The organism is Vicinamibacteria bacterium (assembly GCA_035620555.1).
GTDB lineage: Bacteria > Acidobacteriota > Vicinamibacteria > Marinacidobacterales > SMYC01 > DASPGQ01.
In genome coordinates this window covers 1-14,221 of sequence record DASPGQ010000064.1, presented here as the reverse complement: position 1 = coordinate 14,221, position 14,221 = coordinate 1, and the positions used below count along the sequence as shown (strand labels likewise).

Annotated in this window: 15 protein-coding genes; 6 read left to right on the top strand and 9 right to left on the bottom strand. The window is 60.7% G+C overall.

From position 1 onward, the window contains the following. The coding region (locus tag VEK15_02480; protein ID HXV59533.1) for a hypothetical protein at window positions 1-1,538 on the top strand (1,538 nt) is incomplete at its 5' end. On the opposite strand, the gene VEK15_02475 is transcribed toward VEK15_02480, so the two are convergent. The 9 genes from VEK15_02475 to rplM all read right to left on the bottom strand — a co-directional run bounded on the left by VEK15_02475 (window position 1,539) and on the right by rplM (window position 8,722). After that, complete coding sequence (locus VEK15_02475; GenBank protein ID HXV59532.1) at window positions 1,539-2,894, bottom strand: sulfatase; 1,356 nt, start codon at window positions 2,892-2,894, stop codon at window positions 1,539-1,541. A 98-nt stretch (window positions 2,895-2,992) separates the two neighbouring features. Further along, a complete protein-coding gene (locus VEK15_02470) occupies window positions 2,993-3,520 on the bottom strand; it encodes a TonB family protein (GenBank protein ID HXV59531.1) in 528 nt (175 codons plus the stop codon). Between the two features lies 1 nt (window position 3,521). Then, complete coding sequence (locus VEK15_02465; protein ID HXV59530.1) at window positions 3,522-4,712, bottom strand: DHHA1 domain-containing protein; 1,191 nt, start codon at window positions 4,710-4,712, stop codon at window positions 3,522-3,524. Between the two features lie 80 nt (window positions 4,713-4,792). Then, entirely contained in the window at window positions 4,793-5,353 is a 561-nt protein-coding gene (gene frr, locus VEK15_02460) for a ribosome recycling factor (GenBank protein HXV59529.1), read from the bottom strand. Window positions 5,354-5,388: 35 nt separating this feature from the next. Continuing rightward, a complete protein-coding gene (gene pyrH / locus VEK15_02455; protein HXV59528.1) occupies window positions 5,389-6,111 on the bottom strand; it encodes a UMP kinase in 723 nt (240 codons plus the stop codon). A 48-nt stretch (window positions 6,112-6,159) separates the two neighbouring features. Continuing rightward, window positions 6,160-6,768, bottom strand: a complete 609-nt coding sequence (gene tsf, locus VEK15_02450; protein HXV59527.1) for a translation elongation factor Ts — start codon at window positions 6,766-6,768, stop codon at window positions 6,160-6,162. 103 nt (window positions 6,769-6,871) lie between these two features. Beyond that, window positions 6,872-7,684: a 30S ribosomal protein S2 gene (rpsB, locus tag VEK15_02445; GenBank protein ID HXV59526.1), complete on the bottom strand. Its 813-nt coding sequence runs from the start codon at window positions 7,682-7,684 to the stop codon at window positions 6,872-6,874. Window positions 7,685-7,734: 50 nt separating this feature from the next. Next, complete coding sequence (rpsI, locus tag VEK15_02440; protein ID HXV59525.1) at window positions 7,735-8,133, bottom strand: 30S ribosomal protein S9; 399 nt, start codon at window positions 8,131-8,133, stop codon at window positions 7,735-7,737. 142 nt (window positions 8,134-8,275) lie between these two features. Further along, the gene (rplM, locus tag VEK15_02435) at window positions 8,276-8,722 is read right to left on the bottom strand and encodes a 50S ribosomal protein L13 (protein HXV59524.1); all 447 of its coding nucleotides are present in this window, start codon (window positions 8,720-8,722) and stop codon (window positions 8,276-8,278) included. A 741-nt stretch (window positions 8,723-9,463) separates the two neighbouring features. On the opposite strand from rplM, the gene pilM reads away from it, so the two are divergent. The 5 genes from pilM to VEK15_02410 form a co-directional block, all read left to right on the top strand. Then, on the top strand, window positions 9,464-10,513 hold the full coding sequence (pilM, locus tag VEK15_02430; protein ID HXV59523.1) for a type IV pilus assembly protein PilM: 1,050 nt from the start codon (window positions 9,464-9,466) through the stop codon (window positions 10,511-10,513). Further along, entirely contained in the window at window positions 10,510-11,160 is a 651-nt protein-coding gene (locus VEK15_02425) for a PilN domain-containing protein (protein ID HXV59522.1), read from the top strand. Before pilM ends, VEK15_02425 begins: the two co-directional genes overlap by 4 nt. A 15-nt stretch (window positions 11,161-11,175) precedes the next feature. Further along, window positions 11,176-11,802 (top strand): type 4a pilus biogenesis protein PilO, encoded by a 627-nt coding sequence (gene pilO / locus VEK15_02420; GenBank protein ID HXV59521.1) that lies wholly within the window; start codon window positions 11,176-11,178, stop codon window positions 11,800-11,802. A 94-nt stretch (window positions 11,803-11,896) separates the two neighbouring features. After that, window positions 11,897-12,430, top strand: coding sequence for a hypothetical protein (locus VEK15_02415; protein ID HXV59520.1), 534 nt, complete (start codon window positions 11,897-11,899; stop codon window positions 12,428-12,430). Beyond that, window positions 12,427-14,221: AMIN domain-containing protein (locus VEK15_02410; protein ID HXV59519.1), on the top strand; the 1,795-nt coding region annotated here is incomplete at its 3' end. The genes VEK15_02415 and VEK15_02410, both read left to right, overlap by 4 nt.

The following is a 14,221-nucleotide window of genomic DNA, read 5'->3' as shown; positions in this document are numbered from 1 at the left end:
TCTTCGGGGCCTTGATTCTGTATGCCTTGATGGTCTTGAGGTTCGATTTCGTCTGCGACGATGCGTTCATTTCTTTTCGCTACGCAAGGAATTTCGCCCATGGAGCAGGGCTTCGTTACAACTTGGGTGTCGAGCCTCCCGTGGAGGGCTACAGCAACTTTTTATGGGTGCTGACCATGTCGCTTTTCGAGGCCGTGGGCGCCGACGTGGCCGTGGCGTCCCGGCTGATCTCGGTGGCCTTCGGCGCTTCGCTTCTGGGCATGCTGATGCTGTTCCTGTATCGTCGAGTACACGGAAGCTACTGGAGCGCGGGGATGGGGGCGATATTCTTGGCATCGCTGCCACCGTTCTCCGTTTGGTCGACTGGGGGCCTGGAGACCGTTCCCTTCGCGTTCTTGCTCTTCGCGACTTTCGAGCGACTCCTGGGCGATGAGCATCGTCCCAAAGGCATCCAGGCGGGGGTCTTGGGTCTGTTATGTGGTCTCATCCGAACGGACGGGGCTTTCTACGCTCTTTTGATCATCGGCCTGGCTCTACTTACGGGAATTCTGACCCGTCGAAAGGAAACGCTGCGGGCGACCGCGGAGGCGGCAGCGATCCTGATCGCTGGCATGACACTCTACGTGGCCTGGCGGTATTCTTACTATGGCGACTACGTTTCCAACACGGCTCGGGCCAAATTGAGTATGTCGGCCCTCTCCCTACAGAGAGGCCTTCGTTACACGATTAGCTTTTTCTTGACGTTTTCGTCTGTCGGCCTCGTGATACTCGCTTCTCCTTGGATATTGCGGGGAGAGAGACGTCGTCTGGCATGGCACGCCCTTGGGATGGTGATCGGGATCTTCCTCGCGGCGGTCCTTGTCGGCGGAGACTTCATGAGCATGGGACGCTTGATGGTCCCGGCCCTGCCCTTCGTGGCCGTCTTGTTCGCTCTGGTCATCTGCACGGTTCTTGGTCAACCGATCACCGTGCCAAGAAGCATGACGGCCATTGGCTTCGCCGCCGCTGCCATTGGTTTGTCGATCCTGCCGGCGTTCAATCTGCATGTCGTACCGAAGTCGGCTCGCGAAATGTTCCATTTTCGATGGAACACGTCTCACCACGCCTCGGAGTATGAGCACTGGCAGGAAATGAAACGCAATGCGACTGCCTGGACAATGTTGGGCAAAGCCCTCGCGAGGTACACGCATCCGGGCGAATCCCTGGTTTTCAACGGGATCGGTGCAGTCGGCTATTACTCCAATCTCTTCATCTATGACCAATATGGCCTGACGAGTCGAGAAGTGGCTCGGCGCAAAGTTGGAGAGAAGCCCGCGTCAGCCGGTCACGAGAAACGGGTCGAACCGGCGTTCTTCGTGAAACACGAACCAACTTACCTCCTGGCCAATATCGTTCTCCTGAGAAGTGCCGCCCAGGTTTTCGTCGAGGAGGAAATCGACGTTGAGGGGCATCGCTACCGTACGAGGTTGATTCCCCTTTCTCCAGAGGACGGGTTCCCGGATAACACCGGCCTCTACCTGGTCCAGCGGGACGAGTGATTATTGAACGTATCCGAGCGCTTCCAGTCGTCGGATCTCTTCGGGTGAGAGGTCGATGGTTGAAGGAGACCCTTTCCGCCGTTTCGCATAGTCTTCGAGCGCGGCGAGGAGCATCTTCTTCGCGGCGCGCGACGCCGCCGATTCTTCGTTCCAGCGGTTGTCGAGCTCTCGCGGATCTCGACGCAGATCGTAGAGCTCGAAACGGTCGTCGTCGACATGTCGAACGAGCTTCCAACCCTCCGATTCGACCATGATTTTTCTTCCGTCATTTCCCCACGCGTAGCAGCCGAAGCTGAAGATGGGTGGGCTTTGCTCGCGGTCTTCGACTGCGAGCAGATCCTCGCCCCGAAAAGGATTGTCTTCGACCCCGGCGAGATTGGCAATCGTATGCGCGACGCTGGCCATTTCGACGGCCCCGGAAAAACGGTGACCTTTGAGCGTCTCGTCGATGTCTCCGGAGATGATAAGGGGCACGTGAAGGAGCTCATCGTGTACGTCGCGGCCGTGGCCAAACCGACCGCGCTCCATGAAATATTCGCCATGATCGGAAGTGACTATGTTCACGAGCGGCCCGGTGAGATGTAGACGCTCGATCCCGTCTAGCAGCCTGCCGATAGCCGCGTCGGTGAACGCGATCTCCTCGTCGTAGATCGCCTTTACCGTTTCGATCGAGAAGGGATCGGGAACGGACTCGTCCCGCAGAGACGGTTCCGCCGCCAGAAGGTCCTCGTAGCTGAAACGCTCCGGGGCAGGCTCGAGCTCGACGAAATCGAATTCTGGGTGACGAATGTAACTGAAATGAGGATCGAAATAGTGAACCCACAAGAAGAACGGCTCACGCCCCATCCTGCTTAGATACTGCAGAGTATTCGTCGTGAGCTCTTCCGACGTCACCGTTTCATGCCCCCTCACGAGCGACTCGTCGAAAGTACGAAAGCCTTGATCCAGCCCGTACCGGCGACTTACGAAAACGTGCGTCACGAACGCCATCGTTTCGTAACCCACGCTCTGCAACGATTCGGCGAGAGTGGTTACATCGTCCGGCAGCGGTGTGTGAGCGCGAATGGCACCGTGCTCGGTCGGGTACAGGGACGTATGGAGGCTGGCCATGCTCGGCAACGTCCATGGTGCCGGCGAGAGCGCCCGCTCGAAGAGAAATCCGGATTCCGCCATCCGGTCGACCGACGGAGACGAGCGCCGGGAGTTGCCGTAGCTACCGAGATGATCGGCACGTAGCGTATCGATCGTGATCAGAACGATGTTGGGCCGGGGTCTTGGTGCATCGGCATTCCCCCCGCAGCTCGATACCAGAAGCGGTAGAGCGGCGAGACCGACGCCTAGAAGTCGGAGAAGCACTCCCGAAGAATTCCTCGTTCGCAACACGGTGAAGCTTCAGAATAAGGGCGAGGGGGACGAGCAAGCAAGAGCAAAGCACCGGCAGCTCGGGCAGGAGCTCAGGGGCTCACGAGGATGGTGACGCATACCGACACCGGCGTGCCATCGAAACGGGGAGGTTCGTAGGTCCATCGACGGATGGCGTCCAGGATCGAGGCTTCCGCTTCGGGCCAGGGAGGGGTGGTGGAGCCCACGACGCTGGCCTCACGGACGGCTCCGTCCGGACCCACGACCGCCTCGACCACGATCTCGCCTTGGGGAATCGGGTCTCGATCCGGGAGCCGAATCGCTGTCTCGCTCCGTTTCTCGGGATTGGGAACGCCGCCGACGCCCGCAAGGTGGGGTTTGGGTGAGCTCGGATCCTGCCACGCGCGCGCCCAAGCACAGGGCCTTCCCGAGGGTGGTCGAGCGGTCGCGGCCCGCTCCGGTGTCAGGGGAACCACCTCGTCGTCGGTAATCGATGCCGTCTCGAGCGGCTCCTCTCCGAGCGCTGGCCGTTGGGACCGAGATTGCGGGTCAGCTTTCTCTTCAGCGGCGGAGCACGCAACGAGCGAGGCGAGCAGAGCGAAAGCGGCAACGGCTCTCATCTCACTCCACCAGCCGAGCTTTGGCTTCGGCGAGCGCCGCGGGAAGGCCACTCGTTCGCGGACCGCCTCCCTGCGCGATTCGAGCGCTCCCGCCGCCGCGTCCATCGACGGCCCCGAGGCTCATGGCGAGGAGATTTCCCATGTGTGTGTCCACATCCTCGGAGCGCGCGAAGACGAGATGCGCCGCTTGTTCGTCCGTGCTTCCCAGGAGCACGATGCGACGCTCCCGTCCGGTCAGAGCGGTTGCCGCCGAGCGTAACTGGGCAGGGGGAATCGCTTCCAGGACTTTGACGAGAAGGGTGGCGCCCGGCATCGGCTCGGCCTCGGCCATCCAGCTCTCGACCCGCGTGAGCAAGAGCTCGGTGCTCTTCCGCTCGAGCTCCTTTCCCATCGCCTTGCGGTCTTCCTGGAGCCTCGTGGCGGTCGAGACGAGATCGCTCTCCGAGCTCGACAAGACCGTGGCCAGAGCGCGGACTCGGCCCACCGTGGCTCGATAGTCTCTGAGCGCTCGCTCGCCACACAGAAACTCGACCCGGGTTCCGCCCTTGAACCGACCGAATCCGCGAACCACGATGGGACCGACCTCGGAGCTCGATCGGGGGTGCGTGCCACAACAAGCCTGCCGATCGAACCCTTCCACGTCCACGATTCTCAGGCTCCCGACCGAGGGAGGGGACTTTCGCAAACCTCGGGCAGCCGCAGCTCCTTCCACGTATTCGGTGCGTATCGGTAGGGCGCGCCGGACGACCTCGTTCGCGGCTCGTTCCGATGCGAGCACCTGGTCTGGCGAGAGAGGGCTCACGTCGAGGTCGATGGTGGAAATGGAGCTGCCGAGGTGAAACGACGTGGTCGCGGCCGAGGCTTCCCTCACAAACGCGGCCGAGAGGATGTGTTGCCCGGAGTGCTGCTGCATGTGGTCGCGCCTCCGCTCCGCGTCGATGCGGCAAAGCACCTGGCGCTCCTTTGGAAACCGCTCGACGAAGTGGAGGATCGTCTCGTCGGGAAGCTCCGCGACCTTGACGACGGGAATATCGTGAATCGTTCCGAGGTCGCAGGGCTGGCCGCCCGATTCGGGGTAGAAATGAGTCTTTGCCAGGACGACGGCTGGGCCGTCTTCGGTCACGCGCTCTTCGACGACCTCGGCATCGAACTCGACGACGTAGGGATCGCCCAAATAGAGGCGCTCAGTCATTTCGAAAACGTCAACAGCGTACCGTCCGGAGTCGAAAGAGGCGTGTGGGTTGCCTCGACTTGCCGACTGTGAACGCTTCGCTAGACGGTCATCAACTCTTGCTCTTTTTTCTTGACCACATCGTCGGTCTTCTTGATGTGGTTGTCGGTGAGATCTTGAACCTCCTTCAGAGCTCGCCGCTCGTCGTCCTCGGAGATCTCCTTGTCCTTGAGCATCTTCTTGAGGCGATCGTTGACGTCGCGTCGCACTTGCCGCATCGCCGTGCGGCTTTCTTCTGCGATCTTGCCGACGTGCTTCACGAGCTTCTTCCTCCGCTCTTCGGTCAGAGGCGGGATGGGGATGCGAAGGATCTTGCCATCGTTCGCGGGGTTCAGATCGAGATCCGAAGAGAGGATGGCTTTTTCAATCTTGTCGAGCATCGGCGGCTCCCAGGGCTGGACGGTGATCAGATTGGCTTCTGGAACCGCCAGGTTGGCCACCTGATTGAGTGGTGTGGGAGAGCCGTAATAGTCCACGGTGACGCCGTCGAGAATGGCGAGCGAAGCGCGCCCGGTGCGAACCGAGGCGAGCTCCTTGGTCAGCACTTCGAGGGTTTTGTCCATACGCCTCTTGGCATCGTCGATGAGCTGCTTGATCGTCACGAGCCGGACCTCCTTTTCTCGTGCGCCTGGAGCCCTCAGGGCGTTGTGACCAGCGTACCCAGCTTCTCTCCGCACGCGACCCGCCTCATGTTGCCGGGTTTCTTTACGTCGAAGACGATGATGGGAAGCCGGTTGTCCATGCAAAGAGAGATGGCGGTGGTATCCATCACCTTCAGGCCTTTCTCGAGCACCTGCATGTAAGTGATCTTCTCGAAAAGCTCCGCCGATTCGTCCTTTTCGGGGTCGGCCGAATAGATACCGGATACCCTGGTACCCTTCATGATGATTTCCGCTTTGATCTCCATCGCTCTCAACGCCGCCGCGGTATCCGTGGAGAAGTAGGGATTTCCCGTCCCCGCGGCGAAGATCACGACCCGTCCTTTCTCGAGATGGCGGATGGCTCGGCGCCGGATGAAAGGCTCGGCGATCTCTCGCATCTCGATTGCCGACATCACCCGCGTGTGAACCCCGAGCTTCTCCAGCGCGTCCTGCAGCGCCACCGCATTGATCACCGTCGCCAGCATCCCCATGTGATCCGCCGATACACGATCCATACCCCGGGCCGAGGGAGCCACTCCGCGGAAGATGTTTCCGCCTCCAATCACCGAGGCGGTCTGGACTCCGAGAGAGTGCAGAGAGCTGATCTCGCTGGCCATGAACTGGGCCACTTCCGGGTCGATGCCGAAAGCCTGGTTGCCCATCAAGACCTCGCCCGAGAGTTTCACCAGAACACGACGATAGGCCGAGTTATCCGACATCTCGTTCGCCCGCCTATTCACCCACGGGGAGCGGGTAGTGAGGTTTTACTAAAGAGATTCGCCGCGTTCAAACCGAACGAAGCGGCGGACCTGGATGTTCTCCTTGAGAACGGCGATCTTGCTCGTGAGAAAGTCACCCACCGTCTGGTCGGAGTTCTTGATGAACGCCTGCTCGAGCAGGACGTTTTCCTGGTAGAACTTCTGAAGCTTGCCTTCCACGATCTTATCGACCACGTTCTGCGGTTTTCCGGAGCTTCGAGCCTGAGTCCCGAGGATGTCCCTTTCCTTGTCGACGATCTCCGCGGGAACGTCTTCCCGTCGCACCCATCGGGCCGGGGTAGGGGCCCCGGCCACTTGCATGGCCAGGTCCTTGACGAGCTCGCGGAACTCGACCGTATTGGCGACGAAGTCGGTCTCGCAGTTCACTTCGATGAGGACGCCCACCCGGCCGCCGGGGTGAATGTAGGAGCCCACGAGGCCTTCGGTCGTCGAGCGGCCCGACTTCTTCTCGGCAGCGGCCTGGCCCCGTTTGCGCAGGATGGTGATCGCTTCTTCGAGGTTGCCCTTGGCCTCCTCGAGCGCCTTCTTGCATTCCATCATGCCCGAGCCCGTCCTCTCACGGAGCTCCTTGACCAGCTGCGCGGATATCTGAGTCATTTGAACTGACCTCGGCTCGATTGTGATCCCATGGAAGCCGCGGACGCGCCCGCGATTTTCTCTGTCCGGCTGCCGTGAGCTCTCACCCGCCGCCGGCGGGTCATCACGTGGGTGGAGGCGATGCGCTCGTAGCCGACTCCCCGTCCGCGGCCGAGGGTTCGCTCTCCGCCTTCTTCGCCTCCGGCTCGCCTTCGCTTCTCTCCTCGGCCGATTTGGGGACCGCGGGTGCCTTGGCCATGTCCCTGCCCAGCATGATGGCGTCGGCAATGCGCGAGGTGAACAGCTTGATCGCGCGGAGGGCGTCGTCGTTTCCCGGAATGACGAAGTCCACCAGGAGCGGATCGCAGTTCGTATCCACGATGGCGATTACCGGGATCCCGAGCTTGCGGGCCTCATGGACCGCGATCTCCTCACGATTGGCGTCGACAACGAATATCGCGTCGGGCAGCTTCGTCATTTCTTTGATGCCGACCAGGTTCTTTTCGAGCCTGCGGCGCTCCTTGTCGAGGCGCGAGAGCTCTTTCTTCGTCAAATCCTCGTGCCGGCCCTCTTCGACGATGGCGCAAAGCTCCTTGTATCGAGCGATGCTCTTCTGGATCGTGACGAAATTGGTGAGAGTGCCGCCAAGCCACCTCTGGTTGACGTAGTACATCCCCGCTCGCGTCGCTTCCTCGGCGACGACTTCCTGCGCTTGGCGCTTGGTTCCCACGAACAGCACCGTTTTTCCCTCGGCGCCGAGTCGGGTCGCATAGGAGAGGGCGTCCTTGAACAGGCGAAGGGTCTTCTGGAGGTCGACGATGTAGATGCCGTTCCGCTCCCCGAAGATGTACTCCTTCATCTTGGGGTTCCACCGTTTCGTCTGGTGCCCGAAGTGCACACCGGCTTCGAGCAGCTCCTTCATCGTTATCGATGCCAAAAAACCTCCCTTTCGATCGAAAGTGGCCCGCGTGGCCCAGGGCGAGGTCGTCAACGCTTCGAGTACTGGAAGCGCTTCCGAGCGCCCGGCTGGCCGTACTTCTTTCGCTCCTTGATGCGCGAGTCGCGTGTTAGAAAACCGCCCTCTTTCAGGCGCGGTCGCAGCTCCTGATTGAACTCGCAGAGAGCGCGCGCAATGCCGAGGCGCATCGCCCAGGCTTGACCCGTGAGCCCCCCGCCCTGGATGTTGGCGTAGATGTCGAACTTGCTCGTAGATTCGGTGAGCGCTAGCGGCTGCTTGACGATCATCTTCAGAGCTTCGCTTCTGAAGTACTCGTCCACGGTCCTCTTGTTGATCCGGATGTCGCCACGACCCGGACGGAGATAGACGCGTGCAATGGATGATTTCCGCTTGCCCGTTCCGTAGTACTGAATGTTGCCCGACGCCAAGCCTACGATCTCCTTCCCAGAGTGCCGTCGACGAGGGTGTGATCGTCGTACGATGGCCGATCGGCCGACGGCGCGACGGGGCCACACCCCTTTGTCGCGAAGATTCTTTCTTCAGATTGCTGGAGGCCCAAGTCGACGAGACTCATCGGGGGGTGCGCGTTCGGAGCGCGAGAGTCGTTGGCTTCTGTGCCTGGTGGGGATGAGCCGAGCCGCGGTACACCTTCAGCTTCTTGATCTGAGCCCTTCCGAGACGGGTCTTGGGCAACATACCCCGAACCGCACTCTCGATGAGCCGCTCGGGGAAGCGTGCCTTGACGTCTTCGGCACGCGTCGCGCGGATGCCGCCCGGATAGCCGCTATACCGGTAATAGACCTTGTCGCGCTCTTTCTTGCCGGTGAGAAGCACCTTGTCGGCGTTCACTACGATCACGTGGTCTCCGCTGTCGAGAAAGGGTACGTAGGTCGGCTTGTGTTTGCCCGCGAGAACGCGAGCGATACGACTAGCCAATCGACCAAGCACCTGTCCCTCCGCATCCACGACGTGCCATGCGTGCGAGATCTCGGCTTTGCTCGGAAACGTGGTCGTCAATCGGTCTCCCCTGAAGCTCTTCCGAAAAAAAATTAGGGCGACATGCAATCGCCCAACGGCCTAATTTAGTGGCCCTCGCTAGCGTTGTCAAGCAAAAAGACTTTCACCGTCCAGCCGACGACCCGTCATGCGGGCCACATTTCTTCACAATTATTGATGACACCCAATCCCGATCGCAAAAACTCACTGTTCGTGATCCGAAAACCGGGTAAACCCTGGCTCGAAAGACCCAACGGCGAACGTCTCGCGAAAAGCGCGTCGGAGGGCGTTTGCGCGTGGCGTAGGGAATCCTCGAACCCTGCAGGCCGGCTGGGCCTGACCGTCGCAAGAAACTTGATTCTTCGATGGGGCTTAAGAGCTCGAAGCTCGAGTGACACATGAACCTTTCATCCGGGTCACCCGACTGGAGTGTGGTGGAACGGCCTCGGCGAATCGTGACCACCCGGGGAAAGCCCCCCATTGTGAGAGCCCGCACATCTTGGGGCCCCTTGTCGATGGGTGTACTCTCGGTTGAGGTACCTCATAGACGTCCTTTCTCTTGGGGGGGAATCCCCTCTCGAGATCACGGAAACTGCTTGACGGGCGACGAGGAGTTGCCCGATAATGACCCAAAGAACCCAATACATTTGTGGCCGCTTTTTCTCTTGACAGTCATTCGCCTCATACTGTACGCTCACAAAGTACTTTAACTTCTTCCTGTAACTATCGTTGGCTGCGGCTTTGATGTAGGAGACGATTCGGATGGGTCTCTTCGGTAAGAAGAAGAATCTCGTTGGGCTGGACATCGGGTCGAGCTCCGTCAAGGCCGTCGAGTTGAAGCCATCGAAGGGGGATACGTTTCAGCTCATCACCGTCGGCCTCGAATATCTTCCCGCGGAAGCCATCGTCGACGGGCAAATCATGGATTCGACGTCGGTCATCGACGCGATCACGAAGCTATTCTCCGAGTTCCGTATCAAGACCACCGAAGTCGCGACGTCCATCAGCGGCAGCTCGGTGATCGTCAAGAAGATCCAGCTTCCAGCCATGAGCGAGCAGGAGCTCGCGGAATCGATCCACTGGGAAGCCGAGCAGTACATCCCGTTCGACATCCAGGAGGTGAACCTGGACTACCAGGTGCTCGACGCGGGAGCGGCAGGCGGCAACATGGACATCCTCCTGGTGGCGGCGAAGAAAGACAAAATCAACGACTATCAGAGCGTCATCACCCAGGCAGGGCGAAATCCGATGATCATGGATGTCGATGCCTTCGCGCTCCAGAACGCCTACGAGATGAACTACGGCATCGAGCCCGGCCGGGTGGTCGCCATGGTCAACATCGGGGCCTCTCAAGCGAACATCAACGTGGTGCGCGGCGACACGTCGATTTTCACTCGAGACATCACGACCATCGGCGGCAATCAGTACACCGACGCGATCCAGAAGGAGCTGAACATCAGCTTCGAGCAGGCGGAGGCGGAGAAGCTGGGCCAGGGGCACAACGAGGCGATTCCCCGGATCCTCCAATCGGTCACCGAGACGGTCCTGATGGAAGTGCAGAAGACGTTCGACTTCTTCAAGGCGACCACTTCGGAAGACCGTATCGACCGCGTCGTTCTCAGTGGTGGAAGTGCTCGCATCCGGGGGTTGTCGGATGCGATGTCCGAGCGATTCGATACTCGTGTAGAAATCTTCAACCCGTTCCAGAACGTCACGTACAACCCCAAGGACTTCGATGCTGAGTTTCTCGAAGACGTGGGGCCCGCGTGTACGATTGCCGTGGGGTTGGCAATGAGAAAGGGTGGTGAATGATGATACGCGTCAATCTTCTGGGATCGAAGGAGCCGATCGGGGGGGCCGGTGCCATCATCGAGTCCCACATCCCGGGAGGCGAAGGCTCCGAGCGCAAGGGGGTGCTCGCCGCCATCGCGATCCTGGGTTTGGCGGTCGCGCTCATCGTCGTCCAGTATCTGTCGGCCACGCGAACCATCTCTCAACTCGATCAGGAGATCCAGCAGCTCAACGAAGAAAAGAATCGGCTCGCCCCGATCATTCGTCAGGTGCAGGAGTACCAGGCCAAGCTCGCCGAGCTGGAAGAGAAAGAGCGCTTGATCGAGCGGCTGAAGAGCCAGAGGGAGGGGCCGGTGCGAATGCTCGATGCCCTCTCCTCCGAGCTCCCGGAGTTCGTCTGGCTCACGCAGCTCTCCCAGCGAGGTCCCACCGTGACCATCGACGGCATGGCGGCCTCTTATGTCAGCATTGCCGATTACATCCGCAAGCTCGAGGACAGCGACTGGTTTCAGGACGTCGAGCTGATCGACGCTCAAGTCGACCGTCGGCAGGAGCAGGAGTTCACCCAGTTTCAGTTGAGGACGCAGCTCGTGTCTCCGCAGCCAGAGGGGCAGCCCGTCGCCCCCTCACCCGCAGGCGGTGCAGGGGCTCCAGCGGGAGCCCGGTGAGAGAGGAGCAGAGCCATGGATAGGATGTCGTTCGGATCGCAGATAGTGGTCTTCGCCATTTTGGGCGGCGCGCTCTACGGCCTGTTCTGGTGGTTCGTCTACTCGCCGATGCAGCAGGAGATCCAGAACAAGACGACGCAGCAAAGAAACCTCCAGGCCGAGGTCGAGAATGCCAAGACGACCGCGGCGAGGCTTCCGGAGTTTCGGCGAGAAGTCGAGCGCAAGGAGGCCACTCTCCAGGCACTCTCACGGATTCTTCCCAGCGAGAAGGAAGTCGACGATCTCCTTCGCAAGGTGCAGCAGCTCGCGGCGGAGTCGAGTCTCGACGTGTTGCGCTTCAAGCCCGAGGCGACGCGGCCTCAGGAGTTCTACGCCGAATGGCCCATCAGTCTCGAGCTCGATGGCAGCTATCACAATCTGGCTTATTTCTTCGATCGCTTGAGCCGGCTGTCACGCATCGTCAACGTGAGCAATCTCGAAGTCGACGCGAAGCGGGATCCGTCGATCTCTTCCACGATCACGGCGAACTGCACCGCGACGACTTTCGTTTTCATCGAGCCTCAGGCGGCGCCCCCCGGTGCTCCCGCGGGGGCGGCCGCAAGCGGGGCGGCGGCGACAAGCGGGGCCGCGGCGAGAAGATAGGACGGCGATTCCGTTTTGCAGAAGTTCAACCCGGAGAATCATGCTTCAAGGCGCGAGGTACGAGGTATGAATCATGTGGGTGCAAGAGCGTAAGATGCGACTAGTATGGACCGCGTCCTTACTCGTCCTCGTGGCGGAGCTCTCGGTCTCGCAGACGCAACCTCCCGCCGCTGAAGGGCAACCTCCAGCCGAGGAGGCCCAGACGCCGCCGGCGGAGGGCGAGCAACCGCCCGACGTCGAGCCGGTACCCGACGCGATCGAGCTCACCGAGGGCTCGGGCTATCGATACGAAGCCGGCGGCCGGCGCGACCCTTTCGTGAGCCTTGCCCTGGGAATCGACATCCTGTTGCCCGAGGGGCAACGTCCTCAGGGCCTTGCTGGCATGCTCATTCAAGAGGTGAGCTTGAGAGGTATCGTCAAGACCAAAGATGGTTACATTGCGTTGATCCAGGGCACCGATAACAAGAGCTACTTCGCCAGAATCGGAGAAAGGCTCTACGACGGGAGCATCCAGGCGATCGACGACGAGAAAGTCGTGTTTCGTCAAGAGATCAACGATCCCCTGCGTATCGAGAAATTCCAGCAGGTTGAAAAATCGCTCTATCCGGTGGAGGAGGGCACACGATGATTCCTTCGAGGTCACTTCTCCGTCTCCTGGCGCCGTTGTGCCTAGTCGCCTCGACCCAGATGACGGAAGTGTCGGCTCAGGTTACAGGAGAGGAAGCGACTTCCGACTCGGCCACCATCCGCGCGGTGCGCTACCACGTAGGGCCGAGCGAGACCCGCGTCTGGTTCGAGACGACCGGGGCCGTCCTCTACACACATTACAGCCCCGATCCGCACACGCTAGTCATCGATCTTCCCGCCGTCGATATCTCCGCGCTGAACGAACGCACCGTGGTGGGAAGTCGCGAAGTCGAATCGATCCTCGCGACGAATCTCGTGGGTGCAAACGGGAAGAAACTCTCTCGCATCGAGGTCAAGCTCGCCGCCGTCGTGCCTTACCAGATTTCAGGCTCGGATCAGGCGTTGAACCTGGTCTTCGACGGAGGCGAGATCGGGCAGTCGGCTCCGTCGAGCTCCCCCGAGTCGATGGTTCAAGCCGCTCCGCCACCATCGCCGCCGCCTGTTCCTTCCGCTCCCGCGGCCGAGAATGCGAGTCGGGCTGCGAGCTCGGCTCCGCAGGCCACGGGAAGCGAGCCGGGGGTCCCCAAAGTACCCAAACCCAAAGTATCCACGAGGCCCGCGTCGGCGCTATCGGGCGTCTCCCACAAGATGGTGGGTGACGTTCTGAGCGTCGTTCTCGAAGCGAATGGCCGGCTCAACTACACGAGCTTCGAGCTCGACGCGCCGAAGCGGCTGGTCTTCGACTTCACCGGAGTGGTCAACTCCGTCGCAAGGGCGGCCCATTCCATCGACCAAATCGGTGTGAGCCGGGTGCGGGTCGCTCAGTTCAGCACTAACAATCCACAAATCACCCGCGTCGTTTTCGACCTCGAGGACGAGGTTCCCTATCGAGCCTACGAGCGCGATGGGAGCGTCGAAGTCTCCTTTTCGCGCTCCCCCGAGGCCTTCGCCTCCCCGGCTCTCGCGTCGATTGACGACGAAGAACCGGAATCGAACGACTCCGCGATCGAGCAAGAACCGAAACCCGATACCATCACGATCCAAGGTAAGACGGAATCGGGCGGCACTTACTTCTTGTCGCAGGAGGCATCTCCCTCGTCCCCCGAGGATTCTTCTCTCGAGCCCGTCAAGCTGACGGCACAAAACCTTTCGATGGGAAATCCCATGCCGCTCCTGCCGAGTCCGCCTCCCGCACAGGAGCCCGTGCCTCAGCCCAGCGCGTTACCTGGCTCCCAGACGTTCATCGCGCCCGGAGGACAGCAACCCGGCGAGCGCGTATACACCGGAGAGCTCATCAGCCTCGACTTCAAGGACGGCGACATCCAGGACATCTTCCGGCTGTTCGCCGACATCAGCGGACTCAACATCGTCGTCCAGCCCGGCGTGACCGGCCGCATCACGCTGAAGCTCGTCGAGGTGCCATGGGATCAGGCCCTGGAGCTCATTCTGAAGACCAACAAGCTGGGCTACGTCGTCGAGGGAAACGTCATCCGCATCGCGCCGCTCTCCGAGCTCGCGACGGAAGAAGCGGAACGGCGGCGCCTCGCGGAGGAGCAGGCGCTCGCGGGCAACCTCTTCACCCAGACCCGAGTGCTCTCTTATGCCAAAGCGGCCGAGATCGAGCCGCTGCTCCAGAGGAACCTCTCGGCCCGCGGTGACATCGTCATCGACACTCGCACCAACACGGTGATCTTCACCGACCTCGCCGATCAAATGGCCGCGATCAATCAGCTCATCGACACGCTCGACACGCCGATCCCCGGCGTCGAGATCGAGGCGCGGATCGTCGTGA